General features: G+C 63.0%; 15 protein-coding genes and 1 pseudogene. 11 read left to right on the forward strand and 5 right to left on the reverse strand.

Going from position 1 to position 21,098, the window contains the following annotated elements; all coding sequences use genetic code 11:
- Both AC13QO_RS00465 and ertB read left to right on the forward strand, forming a co-directional pair.
- Positions 1 to 330, forward strand: coding sequence for a TfoX/Sxy family protein (locus tag AC13QO_RS00465; RefSeq protein WP_020920210.1), 330 nt, complete (start codon positions 1 to 3; stop codon positions 328 to 330).
- A 67-nt stretch (positions 331 to 397) separates the two neighbouring features.
- Positions 398 to 2,059 (forward strand): thiourocanate hydratase, encoded by a 1,662-nt coding sequence (gene ertB / locus AC13QO_RS00470; RefSeq protein WP_488539659.1) that lies wholly within the window; start codon positions 398 to 400, stop codon positions 2,057 to 2,059.
- On the opposite strand, the pseudogene AC13QO_RS00475 reads toward ertB, so the two are convergent.
- The 3 genes and pseudogenes from AC13QO_RS00475 to AC13QO_RS00485 all read right to left on the reverse strand — a co-directional run.
- Positions 2,048 to 2,158: pseudogene (locus AC13QO_RS00475) on the reverse strand (VOC family protein); the annotation flags it as partial. The gene ertB and the pseudogene AC13QO_RS00475 sit on opposite strands and share 12 nt — an antisense overlap.
- Entirely contained in the window at positions 2,155 to 3,393 is a 1,239-nt protein-coding gene (locus AC13QO_RS00480) for an MFS transporter (protein ID WP_488539747.1), read from the reverse strand. The gene AC13QO_RS00480 and the pseudogene AC13QO_RS00475, both read right to left, overlap by 4 nt.
- Positions 3,394 to 3,426: 33 nt before the next feature.
- Positions 3,427 to 4,332: a LysR family transcriptional regulator gene (locus AC13QO_RS00485; protein ID WP_285191927.1), complete on the reverse strand. Its 906-nt coding sequence runs from the start codon at positions 4,330 to 4,332 to the stop codon at positions 3,427 to 3,429.
- Between the two features lie 126 nt (positions 4,333 to 4,458).
- Between AC13QO_RS00485 and AC13QO_RS00490 the strand changes: the two genes are divergently transcribed.
- On the forward strand, positions 4,459 to 5,223 hold the full coding sequence (locus AC13QO_RS00490; RefSeq protein ID WP_097599473.1) for an SDR family oxidoreductase: 765 nt from the start codon (positions 4,459 to 4,461) through the stop codon (positions 5,221 to 5,223).
- Between the two features lie 306 nt (positions 5,224 to 5,529).
- Positions 5,530 to 6,738 carry a bifunctional phosphopantothenoylcysteine decarboxylase/phosphopantothenate--cysteine ligase CoaBC gene (gene coaBC / locus AC13QO_RS00495; protein ID WP_488539660.1) on the forward strand — a complete coding sequence of 403 codons (1,209 nt, stop codon included), beginning with the start codon at positions 5,530 to 5,532 and terminating at the stop codon, positions 6,736 to 6,738.
- A 35-nt stretch (positions 6,739 to 6,773) separates the two neighbouring features.
- On the opposite strand, the gene AC13QO_RS00500 is transcribed toward coaBC, so the two are convergent.
- Positions 6,774 to 7,586 carry a class II glutamine amidotransferase gene (locus AC13QO_RS00500; RefSeq protein ID WP_488539661.1) on the reverse strand — a complete coding sequence of 271 codons (813 nt, stop codon included), beginning with the start codon at positions 7,584 to 7,586 and terminating at the stop codon, positions 6,774 to 6,776.
- A gap of 505 nt (positions 7,587 to 8,091) precedes the next feature.
- Between AC13QO_RS00500 and AC13QO_RS00505 the strand changes: the two genes are divergently transcribed.
- The 7 genes from AC13QO_RS00505 to AC13QO_RS00535 all read left to right on the forward strand — a co-directional run bounded on the left by AC13QO_RS00505 (position 8,092) and on the right by AC13QO_RS00535 (position 19,429).
- The gene (locus AC13QO_RS00505; RefSeq protein WP_488539662.1) at positions 8,092 to 8,769 is read left to right on the forward strand and encodes a FadR/GntR family transcriptional regulator; all 678 of its coding nucleotides are present in this window, start codon (positions 8,092 to 8,094) and stop codon (positions 8,767 to 8,769) included.
- Positions 8,766 to 10,049: a CynX/NimT family MFS transporter gene (locus tag AC13QO_RS00510; RefSeq protein WP_488539663.1), complete on the forward strand. Its 1,284-nt coding sequence runs from the start codon at positions 8,766 to 8,768 to the stop codon at positions 10,047 to 10,049. The genes AC13QO_RS00505 and AC13QO_RS00510 overlap by 4 nt, the downstream gene beginning before the upstream one ends.
- Before the next feature lie 98 nt (positions 10,050 to 10,147).
- Entirely contained in the window at positions 10,148 to 11,674 is a 1,527-nt protein-coding gene (locus tag AC13QO_RS00515) for a S10 family peptidase (RefSeq protein WP_488539664.1), read from the forward strand.
- A 10-nt stretch (positions 11,675 to 11,684) separates the two neighbouring features.
- Complete coding sequence (locus tag AC13QO_RS00520) at positions 11,685 to 12,110, forward strand: GFA family protein (RefSeq protein WP_488539665.1); 426 nt, start codon at positions 11,685 to 11,687, stop codon at positions 12,108 to 12,110.
- Positions 12,111 to 12,708: 598 nt separating this feature from the next.
- Positions 12,709 to 16,266, forward strand: coding sequence for a DUF5801 repeats-in-toxin domain-containing protein (locus tag AC13QO_RS00525; protein WP_488539666.1), 3,558 nt, complete (start codon positions 12,709 to 12,711; stop codon positions 16,264 to 16,266).
- An 82-nt stretch (positions 16,267 to 16,348) separates the two neighbouring features.
- The gene (locus AC13QO_RS00530; protein ID WP_488539748.1) at positions 16,349 to 18,073 is read left to right on the forward strand and encodes a type I secretion system permease/ATPase; all 1,725 of its coding nucleotides are present in this window, start codon (positions 16,349 to 16,351) and stop codon (positions 18,071 to 18,073) included.
- 18 nt (positions 18,074 to 18,091) lie between these two features.
- On the forward strand, positions 18,092 to 19,429 hold the full coding sequence (locus AC13QO_RS00535) for an HlyD family type I secretion periplasmic adaptor subunit (RefSeq protein ID WP_488539667.1): 1,338 nt from the start codon (positions 18,092 to 18,094) through the stop codon (positions 19,427 to 19,429).
- 30 nt (positions 19,430 to 19,459) lie between these two features.
- Here AC13QO_RS00535 and AC13QO_RS00540 read toward each other — a convergent pair whose 3' ends face one another.
- Complete coding sequence (locus AC13QO_RS00540; protein ID WP_488539668.1) at positions 19,460 to 21,043, reverse strand: peptide chain release factor 3; 1,584 nt, start codon at positions 21,041 to 21,043, stop codon at positions 19,460 to 19,462.
- Positions 21,044 to 21,098 lie beyond the last annotated feature (55 nt).

Genomic DNA, 21,098 nt, shown 5'->3' on the forward strand with positions numbered 1-21,098 from the left:
ATGGCACGCGATCCCGGCCTTGAAGAACTGCTGCGCGAGGAACTCGATGATCGTCCTGGCCTCAGCGAAAAATCCATGTTCGGCGGCCGCGCCTTCCTGCTGAACGGCAATCTTCTCTGCGGCGCGCGCAGTGACGGCATGCTGATCCGTCTCGGCAAGGGCAATGATGATTGGGCGCTGGCGCTGCCGGGCGTAACCCGGATGCTGATGGGCGAGCGAGTCATGCACGGCTGGCTGCGCGCCTCCGCCGAGGCTTACGGCGACGATGCTCTGAGACGGCGTCTGCTCGATGCGGCGCTTGCCTATGTGGAATCGCTGCCGGGCAAGTGACCAACTAGCTTTCGCCCTTCTCTCCAGCGGGGAGAAGGGAAAAGCAGAGAAAAACGAGGAACCCACGATGCCGAAGGCCAATCCACGCCATCCGAAATTTCCCATTCCCGGCGGACCGGAGTTGCGCGCCAAGGGCTGGCGGCAAGAGGCGCTGCTGCGGCTGCTCGAAAACGTGCTGGCCGTCGGCGAGGATCCCGACAATCTGATCGTCTATGCTGCGCTCGGCAAGGCCGCGCGCAACTGGGCGGCGCACAAGGGCATTGTCAAGGCGCTGACTGAGATGGATGAGGACCAGACGCTGCTCATCCAGTCCGGAAAGCCGATCGGGCTCGTAAAGACCCATGCCCGGGCACCCCTCGTCATCATGGCGAACTGCAACATCGTCGGGCAATGGGCAAAGGCCGAAGTGTTCTACGAGCTGCAGCGCAAAGGGCTGATCTGCTGGGGTGGGCTGACGGCCGGGGCCTGGCAATATATCGGCAGCCAGGGCGTCATCCAGGGCACCTATGAAATCTTCATGCGCATCGCCGAGCGGCGTTTCGGCGGCGACCTTCACGGCCGTTTCGTGCTGACGGCCGGACTCGGCGGCATGGGCGGGGCCCAGCCGCTCGCCGGCCGTATGGCGGGCGCGGCGATCCTCTGCGTCGACATCGATCCGGAGCGAGCGCGCAAACGCCAGCAGATCGGCTATCTCCAGGAGATCGCGCCGGATCTCGATACCGCGCTTGAAATGATCAATGCGGCGGTGAAGGAGAAGCGGGCGCTGTCCGTCGGCCTCGTCGGCAATGCGGCGGAGATCTATCCCGAAATTGCCCGGCGCGGCATCGTGCCAGATATCGTCACCGATCAGACCTCGGCGCATGACCTCGTCTATGGCTACGTGCCGAAGGGCATGAGCCTCGATCAGGTCAGAGGCCTGCGCGATGATGGCCAGGGGCAATTGATGGCGGCAAGCCGCGCCTCGATCGTCGAGCATGTGACGGCGATGCTGGAGTTCCAGAAGAAGGGCGCCGAAGTCTTCGACAACGGCAATCTCATCCGCACGCAGGCTCGCGAGGGCGGCCTTGCCAATGCCTTCGATATTCCGATCTTCACCGAAGCCTATCTCAGGCCGCTGTTTGCCCGGGCGATAGGCCCGTTCCGCTGGATGGCTCTGTCAGGCGAGGAGAGCGATATCGCGCGGATTGACGATCTACTGCTCGAGATGTTTCCCGACAACAAGATTATCACCAACTGGATCCGGCTGGCGCGCGACCATGTGCCCTTCGAAGGCCTGCCGGCGCGCATCGCCTGGCTCGGCCACGGCGAACGCACGATGCTCGCCCGACGCGTCAATGCGCTGGTTGCGAGCGGCGAGCTCAAGGGGCCGGTCGCCTTCTCCCGCGACCATCTCGATGCCGGCGCCATGGCGCATCCGAATATCATGACCGAGCGGATGAAGGACGGCTCCGATGCGATCGCCGACTGGCCGCTGATCGATGCGATGATGCTCTGCTCCTCGATGGCCGATCTCGTCGTCGTCCATTCCGGCGGCGGCGGCTATGCCGGCTACATGACAAGCTGCGGCGTCACCGTGATCGCCGACGGCACCGATGCCGCCGACGAACGGCTCGATCATGCGCTGACCAACGACACGGCGCTCGGCGTGATGCGATATGCCGACGCCGGATATGACGAGGCGCTTGATGAGGTGGTGAAGAAGGACGTTCCCTATCTCAGACTCGATTGATTCAAGAAGGGAGCGTTGCCTGAGGGAATAGAAATCGCAGGTCGCTGCGATATCGGCGACGGTCAGCACGAGATGGTCGAGACGGTCGATGCGGATCATGCCTTTCTCCTCGCAAGGCGCCGGGCTGCACAGGCTGACATAAAGGCCAGGGCCAGCATGGCAAGGGTGAAGACAACGACAGCTGCCCAGCCTTCGACCGCGAAGAACCAGCCACCGGCCGAGCCCATCAGGCTGGACCCGACGTAATAGGCCAGCATGTAGATGGAAGAAGCGTGCCCCTTGTTGCCAAAGGCCAGCTTGCCGACAAGGCCGCTGGCGATGGAATGGCTCATGAAGAAGCCGGCGGTCAGCACGATGATACCGAGGATGATCGACGGCAGCGCGGCTAAGAGCGTCAATGCGCTACCGGTAGCCGTCAGCGCGAGGCCGAAGAGCAGCACGGGAAAGTGACCGATCCGGTCTCCCAGCAGCCCTCCGATCGAGGCGGCGCCGATGCCGAAGACATAGACGGTGAAGATCAAGCCGAGTTCGGTCTGATTGAGCCCATAAGGCGGCGCCACGAGGCGGTAACCGGCGTAATTGTAGATTGTCACGAAGGAGCCCATCGCCAGGAAGGCGATGGCGAAGAGGAAGGGTAGCGCCGGATTTCTAAGATGGCTAAGCCAGGCTTTCGCGTGGAAACGCGGATCGAAACCCGGCCGGCGAACGAAATTCCTTGAGGGCGGCAGAAGGGCCATGAAGCCGATCGCCGCGGCAAGACCGATGGCGCCGACGAGGAAGAGCGCCGGGCGCCAGCCAAAATATTCGGCTAAGATGCCGGTGAGCACGCGGCCCGACATGCCGCCGAAGGCCGTACCGCCGACATAAAGGCCCATGGTGGCGCCAAGGCCGCGCGGATCGATTTCTTCGGCAAGATAGGCCATGGCGACGGCCGGCACGCCGCCGAGGACGAGGCCCTGCAGGGCGCGGATGACGAGCAGCAGGTGCCAATTCGAGGCGAAAGCCGTGGCAATTGTCAGTACTGCCGCGCCAACCAGCGATATCGACATCAGGCTGCGGCGGCCCAGCCCCTCCGCAACGGCGGCGGCACAGACAATGGCAAGCGCGAGAAAGCCGGTGGAAAGCGACAGCGACAGCGAGCTTTCGGCCGGGCTGACGGAAAACTCCTGCGAGAAGACCGGCAGCAGCGGCTGCACACAGTAGAGCAGCGAGAAGGTGGAAAAACCGGAGAGAAAGAGCGCCAGGCTGGCGCGGCGATAAGCGCCTGTGCCGCGCGTCAGGTAATGCTTTTCTCGTGCGATCACGGTCTTCACGCTTTCCGCTGCCGGCGGCATATCTTCATCCTGGCGGGTCTTCGAACTCACGTGTTAAACCGCCGGATCCCAATAGGGCGGATCGCCGAAGCTCTTCCTCAAGTGATCGGCGATGGCGCGAAGCTTGGCGGATGGATTTCGACCTTCCGGATGGGCCATAAAGATGAATTCGGCCTCCGGCCTGTGACCGACATCGATTTCGGCAAGCCGGCCCTCGCGGATGGCCGGGCCGGCGATGAAGGCCGGCAGCAGCGCGATGCCGAGACCGGCAATCGCGGCATCGCGCATCATGTCGCCATTGTTGATGCCGAGCGCCAGTTTGGCGCGGACGGCGACCGCCCCCTCCGGCGTCTGGAAGCGCCAATCGGCGACGCCGCGGTTGGTGTAGAAGACGCCGCGATGGCGGTTCAGGTCGGCGAGCGACGATGGCGTTCCCTCGCGGGCGAGATAATTCGGCGAAGCGCAGAGAAGACGCCGGCTGCGGGTGAGCTTCCAGGCGATCAGCCTGCTATCGGCGATCGGGCCATTGCGGATGATGGCGTCGTAGCCGTCCGAGGCCGCATCGACGCGGCGGTCATCGATGTCGAGCGTCAACTCGATATCGGGATGATCGGCAAGAAAGGGGTAGAGCGCCGGGCCGAGATGCATGCGGCCGAACGTGACCGGGGCGGCGATGCGGATCGGGCCGGACAGCGTGCCGCGCCGCTCGGCCATATCGGCGGCGGCCTCGTCAATTTCACGCACGATGCGCGCGGCGCGCCGCAGAAATGCAGCTCCGTCCTCCGTCAAGGTGAGCTTGCGTGTCGTTCGGTGCAGCAGGACGCCGCCCAAGGACTTCTCCAATTCCGCCAATCTTTCGCTGACGACGGATTTGGAGAGCCGCAGCCGCCTGGCCGCCTCGCTGACCGAGCCTGCCTCCGTCACGGCGACGAAAGCCGCGATGCCTTCTATCCTGATCATCGTTCGGTATTTCCGAATTCCAGTTCCTCAATCTGGAGACTAATCCGAACGAAAAGAAAATGCCATCTTCTGATCAACGAAACGGACGGCAAGGGCCGCCTCGGATCAACCACAGGAGATGCAACCATGAACCGCTTGAATAACAAGGTCGCAATCGTTACCGGCGCAAGCTCCGGCATCGGCCGCGTCACGGCAAAGCTCTTTGCCGCCGAAGGTGCCAAGGTCGTCGTCGGCGCGCGCCGCGAGCGCGAACTCGACAGCCTCGTCGCAGAGATCGAGGCCGAGGGCGGCAAGGCTATTGCCGTTGCCGGCGACGTCCGCTCGGAAGATTATCATAAAGCGCTGGTGGCCGCCGCGATGACGAATTACGGCAAGCTCGACATCGCCTTCAACAACGCGGGCATCATCGGCGAAGCCGGTCCGAGCACCGGTGTCTCGGAAGCAGGCTTCAGCGAGGCGCTGGCCGTCAATCTCACAGCATCCTTTCTCGCTGCCAAACATCAGATCGGCGCGATGGCAGAAAATGGCGGCGGCTCGGTGATCTTCACCTCGACCTTCGTCGGCTACAGCTTCGCCTTTCCCGGCGTTGCCGCCTATGCCGCCAGCAAATCCGGCCTGATCGGGCTGACGCAGGCTCTCGCCGCCGAGTTCGGACCGCAGGGCGTGCGCGTCAACGCCATTCTGCCGGGCGCCGTCGATACCGACATGTACCGCGATGTGAACGATACAGCAGACAAGCAGGCTGCCATCACCGCTATGCATGCGCTGAAGCGCGTCGCGACACCTGATGAAGTCGCACGCTCGGTTCTCTACCTCGCCTCCGATGATGCGAGCTTCGTCACCGGCACGGCCTCGCTGGTCGACGGCGGCATTTCGATCACTCGCAGCTGAGGCGGCGAGGACTGCCTCCATCGACCCGGAAAAGACACTCCCCAACCCCTCCCCACAAGGGGGCGGGGTTAAAACGTTGCATCAACTAGACAGACATTGGCCTTTCTGCGGATGAGACGATGAAAGGCATATGGGCGGCGCGGCATCTAAGCCCCTCCCCCTTATGGGAAGGAGTTGGCGAGGGGTCGTCCTGCGCAACCGGTCGGCGCTGGCGAGCAGATCCAATACCTGGCGTCCGCGCGATTGCATGTTCTCCGCCAAAGGCTTAGGGTCGGGCCAGTCAGAAAAGGCGACGGGTAGAAAGCCATGGCTCTCAGCGGCAAACGCATCCTCCTCATCATCTCGGGCGGCATCGCCGCCTATAAGAGCCTGGATCTGATTCGCCGGCTGCGGGAGCGCGGCGCAAGCGTGCGTCCGGTCATGACCAAGGGCGCGCAGGAATTCGTCACACCGCTGGCCGTCGGCGCGCTTGCGGCCGACCATGTCTTTGTCGATCTGTTTTCGCGCCAGGACGAACAGGATGTCGGCCATATCAGGCTGGCGCGCGACTGCGATCTCGTGCTGATCGCGCCTGCCAGCGCCGATCTGATGGCGAAAATGGCGAACGGTCTTGCCGATGACCTCGCCTCGACCGTGCTTCTGGCGACGGACAGGCCCGTGCTGGCCGCACCGGCGATGAACCACAGAATGTGGGCGCATCCAGCGACACGGCGCAATGCGGCGAGACTCCGGGAAGACGGCGTGCGTTTCGTCGGGCCGACGGCTGGCGAGATGGCCGAGAGCCGCGAGGCCGGGCTCGGCCGGATGGCGGAGCCGCTTGAGATCGTCGCAGCCGCCGAAACCCTGCTTGACGACGGGGAAAAGCCGCTGAAGGGCCGCAAGGCGATCGTCACGTCAGGACCGACCCATGAGCCGATCGATCCGGTGCGCTACATCGCCAACCGCTCCTCCGGCCGGCAGGGCCACGCGATCGCCGCGGCGCTGGCGAAGCTCGGGGCCGACGTGACGCTCGTCTCCGGGCCGGTGACCATCGCCGATCCGGTCGGCGTCCACGTCACGCATGTCGAGCGGGCCGAGGAGATGCGCGATGCCGTGCTGGCGGCGCTGCCGGCCGATATCGCCGTGATGGTGGCGGCGGTGGCGGACTGGCGCGTGGCGTCCGCCGCCGACCAGAAACTGAAGAAACATCCGGGCGAATCCATTCCGACGCTGGCGCTGACCGAGAACCCCGACATATTGAAAACGCTGGGACATCACACGATGCGGCCGAGGCTGGTGATCGGCTTTGCCGCCGAGACCCAGGACGTGGAAAGCAATGCCAAGGCGAAGCTCGAGCGAAAGGGCGCGGACCTGATCGTCGCCAATGACGTTTCTCCTGCGACCGGCATCATGGGCGGCAGCCGCAACAGGGTCAAACTCATTCGCCACGACGGCGTCGAGCAATGGCCAGACCTGACGAAGGAAGAGGTCGCCGAAAGGCTGGCGGCGCTGATCGCCCAACGCTTCCACGCATAGTCCCCTCGAAAATCGATCCCGTTTTTCGGAAGGGATTATGCCGAGATAGCCATGCGTTGCGATTTGGTTTTGCTCGGCTTTTCCGCCCGAAATTCCGCGACATCAATGCCGTCTCTGCCGACGATGACGGCGCTGCCGTCAGGAATCTCCGCCCAGGCGTCGACGTCGTCGTTCAAGGGTTCCGAGACGAGGCAGTAGCCGGCACCGACGGGCGAGGCGTAGAGCGTCGGCGCCTTGCGATCCGTGGCATAGCGGATCGCATAGAGCGACTTGCCGTCGGAGAAGGCGGCGGTAAAGCGCAGCAGGATCGAGCCGATGATGCTTTCGGCCAGATCTTCGACGAAGCCGATCATATCAGCCATCGCGGCGACCGGCGCCTCGCGCAGGCCGAACTGCAGCGCCAGCAGGAACATCAGCTCGGAATCGGTCGTGCCGCTGCGGGCATTGAACAGCTCGTCGTCAAGCATCGCCTCCATCGGCCGACGCAGACGCTCGAAGCCCGATATCTGGCCGTTGTGCATGAATGACCAGGTCTCATGCGTGAAGGGATGGCAATTGTCGCGGCGGGTGCCGCCGCCGGTGGCGGCACGGACATGGGCGAGGAAGAGCGGCGAGCGGATCTGCCGCGCCAGGCTCTTCAGATTGCAATCCGACCAAGCCGGCAGGATGTCGCGGTAGCGCCCGGGCTCCGGCCTGTCGCCATACCAGGCGATGCCAAAGCCGTCGCCATTGGTCGCGGTCTTGGCACGGGTGGCGCAATGGGACTGCTCGATCAGCGAATGGGCCGGCGAGGATACCAGCTCCTCGAGGTAGAGAGGGTCTCCGCGATAGGCTGCCCAGCGACACATGGCTCTTTTGCTCCGGAACCCGCGGCATAGGCGGGCATGCTCTAAATTGTCGAACGCCACGGCTAATAACAGCTTAACGCGCGACTGATTTGCAGGCCGATCATGACGGTTTGGTGACCGAGTGGAACTTCAAGTTCGGCGAAAACCTGTGTTCTTTTGTGAACGCGGGCCCGCCCCAAGTGGATGCTTCGAGTGCAATTTCTTCTTGCATCTGGCGCGAATCGTCCTACCTTTTCCCTATCAGCAACAGAAAGAAAGGAAGGTGATCCAATGTCTAATGAGATTTCGGACCTCGTATCGGGCATGGAAGAGGTGATGAAAGCGAGGCAGCCCTCGCTCTAAGACCCGCCTTCCTGGGGCTGCTTTGACAGTCCAGGCCAGTTCGAGGCCAAGCTCATGGAAAGGGTCGCCGAGGCGGCCCTTTTTTATTGCCCGCCTCCCAACATTGACAGAAGACGGAAATTCTTCTACTCATAAAGTCATCTGATGACTTTATGAGTAGAAGATGCAGGCGCTCAGCAAGACCAATCTCGCCGATGGAGCGATAGAGGCAATTCGCAACGACATTCTCGGCAAGCGCTGGGCGGTCGGCGACAAGCTGCCGAACGAGGCTTCGCTGTCGGCCACGCTCTCCGTCAGCCGCGGAACGGTGCGCGAGGCGGTGCGGGTGCTTGTCTCCCAAGGTTATCTCGAAACGCGGCAGGGATCAGGCACCTATGTGCGCTCGACCAGCGACGCCGGCCGGCCGCTGACCATGGCGCGGCGCGCCAGCCTGCGCGATCAGTTCGAAGCGCGCTGCGCCCTCGATGTCGAGGCGGCACGACTGACGGCGATGCGCAAGACGCCGGAGGTGATAGCCGAGCTGCGCCGGCTGCTGAACGAACGCGGCAGTTACGCAGGCGGCGATGAAACCGCCTTCATCGAACGGGACCTCGCCTTTCACAAGGCGGTCATCGCTGCTTCCGGCAATCGGGCGATGATCGAAATCTACGATTTCTTCTCGGCCTCGATCGCCGACACCATTGCGGCGACGCTCGGCAAGGATATTCCCGAACCCGACATGCAGGCGCATGTCGATATTGTCGATGCGATCGAAACCGGCGATCCCGATCAGGCGGATGCGGCGGTGCGCCGCTTCATGGCCCCCGTTCTTGCCGCACTCGATCGAATGATCCTGTCATGAACACGTCTTCTAACAATGCCGCCGTCACGCTTGATCTGGCCGACGAATTGCTGATCGATGCCGAGGCTGCCAGCCTTCCCGCCCTAGAGGCGACGCCGGTGCGGGCAGCCAGTTTGCTGCTCGGCGCGAGCCTCGTGCTCATCGCTTTCAACCTGCGCCCGGTCTTTTCGAGCGCCTCGGCACTCCTGCCTGAGATCCGTAGCGAGCTCGGCTTGAGCGCGCTCGGCGCCAGCCTGCTGACGACGCTGCCGGTCGTCTGCCTCGGCGTCTTCTCGCCGCTTGCGCCGCGTCTTGCCCAGCGCATCGGTTCGGAGCGCACACTGCTCGGCGTTCTGCTATTGCTCGCCCTCGGCACCGCCTTGCGTGGGCTTTCCTCCGTGCCGCTGCTCTTCATCGGCACGGCCCTTGCCGGTGCCTGCATCGCCGTCGGCAATGTACTGCTGCCGGGAATGGTGAAGCGGGACTTCCCCATGCGCGCCGCGCTGATGACCGGCTTTTATACGATGGCGCTCTGTGCGGGTGCTGCCAGCGCGGCCGGGCTGACGCTACCGATCGAGCATGCGCTCGGCGGCTCTCTGAACGGCGCGCTCGCTGCCTGGGCGCTGCCGGCGCTCGCCGTCGGTCTCATCTGGCTGCCGCAGGTCCTTCGCGGCGGCGCCGGAGCAAGGCGAAACGGCTTTCGCGTCAAAGGCCTCTGGCGGGACCGGCTCGCCTGGCAGGTCACGCTGTTCATGGGGCTGCAATCGGCTCTGGCCTATTGCGTTTTTGGCTGGCTGGTTCCGATCTTGCGCGAACGCGGCCTCGACGGCGTCACGGCCGGGGCGGTCGTTTCGCTCTCGGTGATGGTGCAAGCGGCGTCCTGCCTTGTCGTGCCGCATATCGCCGTGCGCGGCCGGGATCAGCGATGGATCAATGCCGCCCTCTGCGGCGTCGCCGTCACCGCTCTGCTCGGGCTGCTCTTTGCGCCGCTTTCGAGCGTCTGGCTGTGGGCGGTGCTGCAAGGCATCGGCCAGGGCGGGCTGATCGCGGCCGCGATGACGACGATCGTGTTGCGCTCGCGCGATCCCGATGTTGCCGCCCATCTCTCCGGTATGGCGCAATGCGTCGGCTATCTGCTCGCCGCAATCGGGCCGCTGATCGTCGGCCTGATCCGCAGCTGGACCGGCAGCTTTTCCTGGTGTGCGGCTCTTTTCATCGCGCTCGGGCTCGGGGCCGCGATCAACGGCTGGAAGGCCGGCCGGGCGCTGGAAGTGAATGTGCACGCCGTCGAGAAACTCTGAGCGGCCCTGCACCTCACCGGCCCATCACCATCTCTTGATGCCGGTCGTCAGACGCGGATGCTACGCTATGTCAGCCTGCATTCGCCGGAGGACAAATCGTGCGCATACGAACCCTGTTTCTGCTCACCGCGTTAATGGCATCGCTAGGGCCTGCCCTTTCCCCGGCGCAGGAAAGCGGCGGGCGCCAGGCCAATGTCGAGCGGAGCGCGCGCGACGGCGTGCTGAAACTGCTGCCGGCCGACTCCGTCACCGAGCACGAGCTGACGGTCAACGGCCGGAAGATCGCCTATACGGCGACCGCCGGCACGCTCGATCTGTTCGGTCAGGACGGAGCACAGACCGGCGCGATCTTCTACACCGCCTATGTCGCCAAGGGTGGCGGGCCGGATCGGCCGCTGACTTTTGTCTTCAACGGCGGGCCGGGCGCGGCCTCCGCCTTTCTGCATCTCGGGCTGGTCGGGCCCAAAGTGCTCGATTTCGGGCCTCAGGCACGCGACGGCGCCCATGCGAAACTCGTCGACAACGAGCATAGCTGGCTCGACTTTACCGATCTCGTGCTGATCGACCCGATCGGCACCGGCTGGAGCCGGACGGCGAAGGCGGACGACGCCTCCAACTATTACAACGTTAACTCGGATGCCCAGAGCATCGCCAAGGCGATCGCGCTCTATGTCGCCCATAACAACCGTTCCAACTCGCCGAAATACCTGCTCGGCGAAAGCTACGGCGGTTTCCGTGCCGCCAAGGTTGCCTCCACCCTGCAGGAAAGCCAGGGCATTCTCGTTGCCGGCGCCGTGATGCTCTCGCCCCTGCTGGAAGGGCAGCTGATGTTCGATGCCGACCAGTTCGCGCTCGGCGCGGCACTCGAGCTGCCTTCGTTGGCTGCAGCCGAACTCGACCGGCAAAATGGCTTTACCGAGGAGAAGCAGAGGCAAGCGGAGCGTTTCGCGCTGGGCGACTATTTGACGACGCTCGCCGGCCCGCCGCCGACGGGCGCCGATGCTGCAGCCTTCTATGGCAGGATCGCTGGGCTAACCGGCATTCCGCAGGATATCGTCGCCCGCAACCGCGGCTTCCCAGGCAATTCCTTCGTCAAGCATTCGGACGGCGGCGGTCAGGTGACAAGCCCCTACGATGCGTCCTTCGCGGCGCCCGATCCCTATCCGGAATCCGATTACGACCGCGGCGACGACGCCATCCTCGACGGCTTCACCCGCGCCTATGGCGGCGCCTTCGCCGATTATGCCCGCAACGAGCTCGGCTTCAAAACCGAAATGACCTATTCGCTGCTCGACAGCGACATCAGCCGGCGCTGGGAATGGGGCGGCGGCCGCGGCGGATCACGCTTCCAGGCAAGCGCCACCGACGACATCAGGCAACTGCTCGCCTCGAACGCGGCCTTCCATCTGCTGATCGCGCATGGCTACAGCGATCTGGTGACACCGTACAGCGTCAGCCGCTATGTGGTTGACCACCTGCCGCCGTCGCTCGCCGATGGCCGCGTCGGGCTGAAGCTCTATCATGGCGGCCATATGTTCTACACGCAAGCCGATCAACGGGCCGCCTTCACGGCCGATGCCAAGGCCTTCTATCCCGCACGCCCGGCCGCACAGCCGGCGGATTGAGGAGTTGCCGATGCATATAACGGGAGGATGTCATTGCGGGGCGATCCGCTACCAGGCGGAAATCGATCCGGACCGCATCTCGATCTGCCACTGCACCGATTGCCAGCGATTGACGGGCTCGGCCTATCGCGTCACCGCGCCGGTGCAACCCGAAAGCTTCACGCTCATTTCCGGCGAGCCGCACATGTATACGAAACATGGCGACAGCGGCGCCCTCAGCCGGCAATTCTTCTGTCCGAATTGCGGATCGCCACTCTACCGCACGGATGGCGAAGGCCGCGCGATCGGCATCCGAGTCGGCAGCATCGACCAGCGGCGGGACCTGACGCCAAAGAAACAGATATGGTGCCGGTCGGCTCTGCCGTGGGTGGAGAATATCGAGCCGCTGCCGCGGTTCGATGGCGAGGCTAACGGAGCCAAGATCCTTAGGACCTGACTAAAGGAGGGGTTAGGCCGCATTCGGTCATCAGCCACTTTGTCAGCGCGTTGAGTTGCCGGACCGCCACGGTGATGGGCCGCCTGTGGCGACAGCGCAAGCCAAAGACCACTCCCTTAGAGCGCCGGCAATGACTTCCACTGGCATCCCAGAACTGGGCGGAGTCATTTCCAGTGTTGCGCGAACAGCCAAAGCGAGAACCCGTTATTATTGCTCTGATCTTAGCTCGAACTGGCTAAGTGCATCGAAGATCAATTTATAGTATATGGAAGATGAGGGGATAATCGCGCATACGGCGCGGAAGGTTGTCTCAGTACTCAGTGGATTTCTTCTGAATTTTACATCCTTGTATTGCATTTTTTTGGACGTAGGCTTCAGAGAAGCTATCATAGCAGCCTTAGATGCGGGCTTTAGTCGTAACGCGTATAGGGACTTTAGTCTTAATACCCTCCAACTGTGAGTGAGTTGGTCCTCTCGATCGACGGCAATCGCAGTCAATCGAGAGCTCTAGCTTCAATACGCAAGAGGGTGGGCTCGGAGATGCAGTTCGGCATCCGGACTCTGTGACCCTCTGCGAGCTAGCCGAGGGAGAAGCTCCATGGCACTCGATATCACAACTCAAGATCTCATCATCGACGAAACTGCCAATTTGCAGGACGACGACGTCAACCCGGCGATTGCGCCGCATAACAACGCGACGGTGCAATATCTGTTGAGCCGCGACGCTACCGGCGGGCTGACCGCGCCGGAAGTCGCCTATCAGAGCAATTTCGTCGTGGCCTCGGCCAGCGCCGGGGAAACCATCACCTCGGTGGTTCTCACCCAGAACTCTTCCGGGACCCCATACTCCACCACGGTCGGCGTCAACAGCGGCATTCGCACCGTCGACGGCAAATACGTTTGGCTTTTCCAAGATGCAACGCATGCAAACGTCGTGATCGGGGTGATCGGCACGTCCGACGCGCTCACCGCGCCGGCCGCCGGGGGGCCGCTCGCCTTTTCGCTGGCGCTCCTCAGCACCAGCGCCACCAATGCCGACCTCTATACCGTCCAATACGTGCCGTTGCTCCATCCCAATGTGAACAACGCCGACGACCGCATTGATCTGACCAACAAGGTGTTCGCCTCGGTCGCCGGAACCACGGTGGTGAATTTCAGCCAGCTTGGCGATGCCCCTTCAGGACATAACAACTGGTATATTCTCGACGCCGACGCCGCCAGCCCGCAAAAGATCCTGGTGACGGCACACGACAATGGCGTGCAGGCGGAAGTCAATGTCAGCACCCAAGGCCTTGGCGTCGCCTCTCAAGACGTGCGCGAGGGCCGTGAACTTCAGATCGACCTGATCACCGGCGGCATCCAGAGTGCGGGGAAAAGCTTTACCGACACGCCGACTGCGCCCGACTATGGCTCGCACATCGAGAACGTCTCCAGTGCCGGTTTTTCGGTCTCGCAGTCGACGCCGACCAGCAGCGTCGCCGACATGGAGATCCATGCCTATAACAATAACGACAATGTGGAGGGCGCTTCGTTCCCCACTGACGACAACGATACCGAGATCAATATCACCGGCGTAACTTTCAAGTTGAACGGTGTGGCAACGACAGCAGCAGCACTGGGCATTACGGTCGATCTCTCAGGAACCGGGCTGATCCTTCGCAATGTCGGCGAGGGCGTGACGGTCGACTTCGCCACCGCCGGCGGGGCTGGCGGAACTTTCGACCGTTTCACCATCAAGAATATCGACGCCGGGCATGACTATTTCGATGTCAAGGAAGTGCATTTCAGCGGTGACGTCAGTAACGCCTATAACGAAGAAGTTGGCTCCTTCATCAACTTCGACGATGACGGGCCTAGCATCACGGCAACCGGCACCCCGCCGCAACTGACAGTGGACGAGACCGTGCTGGCGGATAATGCCAGCGCCGACTTCTCGACCTTCTTCACCTCGAATGCCGGGGCCGATGGCGGCGCCGCCACCGCTATCACTTATGCGCTGGGCATCAGCCAGGCCGGCAGTGCCAGCGGCCTCACCGACACCGCAACCGGCCAGTCCGTGCTGCTCTACGTCGAAGGCGGCAATGTCGTCGGACGCGCCGGATCCGCCGCCGGCGCAATCGTCTTCACCGTCAGCGTCAGCGCTGCCGGCGTCGTCACCCTCGACCAGCAGAGGGCAATCGTCCATGCCAATGCCAGCGACCCGGACGACAGCCGAACCCTGGCGGCCGCCAACCTCGTCACCCTGACCGCCACCATTACCGACGGTGACGGCGATCACGCCGCAGCCACCCACAATATCGGCCAGAACCTCAACTTCGAGGATGACGGACCGATAATCGGGGTAAAAGGCGGGGGATCTCCACTGACGGTCGACGAGACCGACCTGACGACCGATGTCAGCGCTTTCGGGCCCGCCTTCGTCGCCTTCCCCGGGGCCGATGGCGTTGGCAACGGAATCACCTATGCGCTCGGCATCAATCCGAACAACAATGTCAGCGGTCTTACCGATACCGTAACCGGCCAGTCCGTCCTGCTCTTCCTCGAAAACGGCAGCGTGGTCGGCCGCGCCGGAGCTGGCGGTCCGGTCGTCTTCACCGTCAGCGTCAGCGCCGCCAACCTTCTCACCCTCGATCAGCAACGGGCAATCATCCACGCCGATGCCAGCAACCCTGATGACAGTCGGACCCTGGCGGCCGCCGACCTCGTCACCCTGACCGCAACAATCACCGATGGTGACGGAGATCAGGCAACCTCCACCCGCAATATCGGCCAGGACCTCTTCTTCAAGGATGACGGGCCGACAATCACCAAGCCGTTCGACGGCAACCCGGCTTTGGCGGGCATTCAGCATGAAACCTTAGCCGACACGCTCAACGCATCGGCGAGCGGCGACTTCGGCTACAACATCGGCGCCGATGTTCATCCGGCCGCGTTCTATGCCAGCGGCTCCGACTTCGTCGACCAGGACGGCGGGACAGCCGGCGTCCAGATCGGACTGACAGGCACGATCACCGGCGGCGGCGGCGGCAGCCTCCTCAGCTCGAATGTGACGCTCGCCTCGGAGAGCCTGACCTCCGCGACGTTCAACTTCACCTTCACCTATGACAAGGATCCGGCGGCCGGCAACCAGGTTGGCACGGCGGGCGGCACTCTCGTTTTCGACAAGGTAGCCGACACCTACACGATCCAGCTGACGGATCCGCTCGAAGGCTTCAGCTTCGACGTGCTCCACACCAGCGAGCTCCTGTCCAAAGAGCCGACAGGCAATACCGGCCACCCGGAGATCGTGGTGGAGCGGCTACAGGCGGATGATCCGGCTACTACGGGGGTTGACGAAGACTTCTACGTCCAGTTCACCGGCAACCTGATTGACAAATCCCACCCGTTCAGCCTCACGAGCAATGGTGAGGGGTCATCCAATGACGCCGTCTTCAGCCCCGGCGCTCACGAGATGGTCAGCAACACCAATGAAACCTGGGTGTCGGCGACGCAGAGCACCAATGGTGTTGCCGGCGACACGATCCAGAAAGACGAACTGCTCACCTTGCGGTTCTTCAACAGCAATGTCGGCATCGCCAACGAGGCCCTCACGCCGACGGCGACTGCCGGCGCGATGGCCATCAAGTTCGACGGCATCGGCAACAGCGAAGACCTGATGCTGATCCTCAACCTGATCGACACGAACGGCGCCGACAATATCGCGGGTAACGGGGACGACAACGCGACGATTACCCGGGCCATGTATGTATCGAACGGCGACATCTACAAGACCGGCCAGGTCCCGGCGCCTTACAGCAGCGAGTTCACGCTCGACAATAATGACGGCCTCGTGATCGTCGAGCAGAACGACTACAACGCTGCCGGCGAAGACTACGTGTTGCAGGGTGCGCAAATCATGCAGTCGGGCAATGGGATCACCGGCACCGCTGCGGCGATCGACCTGAACAGGGTGACTGGCGCCAATGGCGGCAGCAACGCGACGTCAAGTCTGGTCGATTTCGACCCCACCGATAACGACGTTCTGAAGATCACCGATATCGGCTTCACCTCGACCGTGACGCAGACGCCGGATGCCAATCTCGACTTCGCCTTCAAGGTGGTGGACGCCGATGGTGACCAGACAGCGATGCAGCACATCCTTGTCGACGTCGCCTGATAACTGACGAGACGGGGGCAGCCATGGCTGCCCCCTGCTGTCTTTGCATGCTCATGGAATCTCGTAGGCCAGAGACATTATGATGAAAACAAATCAGCAGCCTCCTGCCCTGCAGGTGGTGATGAAAGAGGCCAGACGCGCCATTCGGCCGCTTCTCTGGTTCAGCGGGAGCATCAACGTGCTCATGCTGAGCGGAGCGCTTTACATGCTCCAGGTCTACCACCGCGTGCTGTCGAGCCACAGCCTTGAGACATTAGCGATGCTCTCGCTGATGGCGGCCGGCGCGCTTGTGTCGATGGCGGGGCTGGAGGTGGTGCGCGGCCGTCTCCTGGCAACCGTCGGATCCTGGATGAACGCACGCCTGGCGCCGGTGCTGCTCACCGCATCGGTGGAATACGCCGCTTCCGCGCCCGGCCAGGTCAACGCCCGACCGCTGCGTGACCTCGATCAGGTGCGCAACTTCTTCACCAGCCCAAGCATCTTTCCGATCCTCGACGCACCTTGGGCGCCTTTGTTTTTCGCCGCTATCTTTTTCATGCACCCCTGGTTGGGCTGGCTGGCGCTCTGCGGCGGCGGAGTGCTTTTCGCTTTGGCCCTGCTCAATGAATGGCTCACACGCAAGCCGTTGACCGAGGCCGCAGGCGCGCAGGCGCGGGCCTATGTCCAGGCCGAGGCGGCGATCCGCAACGCCGAGGTCGTCCAGGCGATGGGCATGTTGAAGCCCTTACTGGAAGGCTGGAAGCTGCAGCAGGACGAAGCGAATAGAGGCCAAGTCGTTGCCGCCAACCGCGGCGGCATCATCTCCGCCATCGCCCGTTGTCATCGGCTGGCCCTGCAAATGGGCATATTGGGGCTTGGGGCCTATCTTGTTCTTCGCAACGAAGCTTCCCCCGGCATCATGGTCGCCGCCTCGATCCTGATGGGTCGTGCATTGTCACCTGTCGAACAGGCGATCGGCACGTGGAAGGCGACGGTTGGAGCGCGGGCCGCTTACCGGCGCCTCACTGCCGTCGCAGGCCAGCATCCGGAGGCAACCCCGGTTCTGGCGCTGCCGCGACCGACGGGGAGGTTCGAGGCCGACAATATCGTGCTTGCCCGGCAGGGCGGCGAACATATCCTGAAAGGAATCAGCTTCCATCTCGAGCCGGGTGAAGCCATGGCTTTGATCGGCCAGAGCGCGGCCGGCAAGACCAGTCTGGCGCGCATATTGGCCGGTGCCTGGCGCCCTTCCGGCGGGCGGGCGCTGCTTGACGGCATGGATGTCGCCCAATGGGCGGCGGAGGACCGTGGCCATTATGTCGGTTACCTCCCCCAGGATATCGAACTCTTCGCGGGGACGGTTTCCGAAAATATCTGCCGCTTCGCCAAACTCAGCCCGGTGATCTTCGACAACGTCGTCAAGGCCGCGCAGCTGGCGGGCGTTCACGAACTGATCAAAGGACTGCCGAAAGGTTATCTCACCGAAATCGGCGAATCCGGCGCGGTCCTGTCCGGCGGACAGCGCCAGCGCATCGGCTTGGCGCGGGCCCTCTACGGCGACCCGGCGCTCGTTATCCTGGACGAACCCAACTCCAACCTGGACCGTGACGGTGAGGAGGCATTGATATCAGCCCTCGGCACGATCAAGGCGGCGGGCACGACCGTCATCCTGATCGCCCATCGACCGAACATCATGGAGACGGTCGACAAGATCCTTGTCCTCAATCGTGGACAGCAGGATCTCTTCGGCCCACGCGACCATGTCTTCAATGAACTCGCTGCGCGCGTGCGCAAGGTCGCTCAAATGCCGACGATCGTGGCGAAGTAGCAAGGGAACGAAACCGCCATGAAAAAGGACCTGAAGGTCGTTCCGTTACCCGTTTCGCCGCCCCCGGCACCGGTCCCGTTGCGTCTCACTGGCGTCACTTTTACTGGCTTCGCAATCATGTTCCTGTTCTTCGGCATGGCCGGAGGCTGGGCGACGCTTGCACCGCTGGACAGCGCTGCAGTGGCGCCCGGCCTTGTCAAGGTTGCCGGTGACCGCAAGCTCATCCAGCACCTCGAGGGCGGGATCATTGCAGGATTGACCGCCGCCAACGGCGACATCGTCAAGGCCGGCAAGGTCCTCCTCCAACTCGATGATACGCAGGCGAGGGCAAGGCTAGATCTGGTCCAGAACCGGATCGCGACACGCGAGGCGCTGGCCGCTCGCCTGAGAGCCGAGCGCGACGGCAAAGCCGAGATCGAGTTCGATCCGGCGCTGCTTGCAAACCCCACCAAATCGGCAAGGGACGCGGTGGCCGCCCAACGTGACGTGTTTTCGGCCAAGCACCACAACCTGAAGGACGAGCGAGAGATCCTCAGCCAGCGCCGCCGCCAGACCGAGGAAGAGATAACGGGACTGCAGGAACTCATCGTCACCGAGGACAAGCAGATCGAGGTGTTCGAAGGCGAAACCAGGGATCTCGAGAGCCTCGTCAAGCGCGGCCTCGTCACCCGCGAGCGTTGGCTGCTGCTCAGACGGCAACAGCGGGAAGTCGAAGGGGAGCGCGCGACCAATGTCGCAGCCATCGCTCGCGCCAGGAGCGCCATGGCCGAGATCGACATGCAGATCGTCAACCTCAACACCTTGCAGCTGAACCAGGCCGTCGAGGAGCTGAGCAAAGTCGAAGCGGAAATGTTTGACCTCAGGCAGGAGGAACGGTCCGCCAAAGACGTGCTCGCCCGCACCAATGTCGTCGCGCCGGTCGACGGCATCATCATGGACCTAAAGGTCCATACGACCGGGGGCGTGGTGAAACCCGGCGAGACGCTGATGACGATCGTCCCGATGGGACAGCAGCTCGTCATCGAGGCGATGGTCAGACCGGAAGACGTCGAGACGATCGCTCCCGGACAGCCGGCGCGCGTCAGTTTCCCTGCCTTTGCCCGCTACAACCTGCCGCCGCTCGACGGTGTCGTGGAGATCGTATCGGCCGACAGGATGGTGGAGGAACGCAGCGGCGCGCCTTATTTCGCCGCGACCGTTGTGATCGACCAGAGCGAGCTTGCCAAGCTGGAGGGCCGCAAGCTGCTGCCCGGCATGTCGAGCGAGACGATGATCCGGACGGGTGCCCGCACCGTGCTTTCTTACCTCGCCGAGCCGATCACACAGAACTTCCGCCGGGCGATGCGGGAAAAATAGCCGCAGCGCCCACGCTTCCAAGACTCCCGATCACGCCGCCTTGGCGGCGTGATATTCCTTGATAGCGACCATCTTGATCGCCGGGTAGCGCTCCGCCTCGTAACGCAGCGAGAAGGCGTCCTGAGCGAGGAAGACTGGGTCGCCGTCGAGATCGCGGGCGATATCGCCGCGCTTGACGGTGAGGAACTTTTCCAGATCGGCCGGCTGGTCGGCCGAGATCCAGCGGCAGACAGAGAAACGCGACATTTCGAAGGAGACCGGCAGGCCGTATTCCGCCATCAGCCGCTCTTTCAGCACGTCGAGCTGCAGGGCGCCGACAACGCCAACGATCGCCGGTGAACCGTCTTCCGGCGAGAACAGCTGCACGACGCCTTCCTCAGCCATCTGCTGCAGCGCTTCCTTCAGCTTCTTCGCCTTCATTGCGTCTTCGAGACGAACGCGGCGCAGAATTTCAGGCGAGAAGTTCGGCACGCCCTGAAAGACCAGCGCTTCGCCTTCCGTCAGGGTATCGCCGATGCGCAGCGTGCCGTGGTTGGGGATGCCGACGACGTCGCCGGCATAGGCGGTGTCGGCGAGCTGGCGTTGCGAGGCGAAGAAGAATTGCGGCGCGGTCAGGCCGAGCTGCTTGCCGGTGCGGGCAAGTCTCGCCTTCATGCCGCGCTCGAGCTTGCCCGAGCAGATGCGGGCAAAGGCGATACGGTCGCGGTGGTTCGGGTCCATGTTCGCCTGAATCTTGAATACGAAGGCCGTCATCTTGTCGTCGGTCGCGTGCACGGTCCTGGTGTCGGCGACCTGGTCACGCGGCGGGGGCGCGAATTCGCCGAGCGCGTTGATGAGGTCGCGAACGCCGTAATTGCGCAGTGCCGAGCCGAAGAAGACAGGCGTCATATGGCCCTCGAGGAAGGATTGCCGGTCGAAGGGACGGCAGGCCTCGATGGCAAGCTCCGTCTCGTCGATGAAGGCCTTGCGTTCGTTTTCCGGCAGCCTGTCGGCAACGGCCTGCGGGCCGTTGACTGGCGTGGTCTCGACTTCGGTGTCTGAGCCGCGGGCGGTGCTGTTGGCGAGATGATAGGAGCCGCAGAAGGTCTTCGAACGGCCGATCGGCCAGGTAATCGGCGCCGTATCCAGCGCCAGCTTCTCTTCGACCTCATCGAGGATCTCGAAGGGATCGCGGCTTTCCCTGTCCATCTTATTGATGAAGGTGATGATCGGGATATCGCGCATGCGGCAGACTTCGAAGAGCTTCAGCGTGCGCGGCTCGATGCCCTTGGCGGCATCGATGACCATGACGGCGGCGTCGACGGCCGTCAGCGTGCGATAGGTGTCGTCGGCGAAATCCTCGTGGCCGGGTGTATCGAGGATGTTGAAGACATTGTCGTTATATTCGAAGGTCATCACCGAGGTGACGACCGAGATGCCGCGCTCGCGCTCGATCTTCATCCAGTCGGAGCGCGTCTGCATGCGATCCTTCTTCGCCTTGACTTCGCCGGCAAGCTGGATGGCGCCGCCGAACAGCAGCAGCTTTTCGGTGAGTGTCGTCTTGCCCGCGTCCGGATGGGCGATAATAGCGAATGTGCGGCGGCGGGAGACCGCCTCGGAGAGGCTTTCGGCCATGATGTGAATCCTGTGGAATTGCGGCTTAACTAGCGATTAAAGGCCGAGATTGCAA

This window comes from Rhizobium sp. CNPSo 3670, assembly GCF_057784555.1.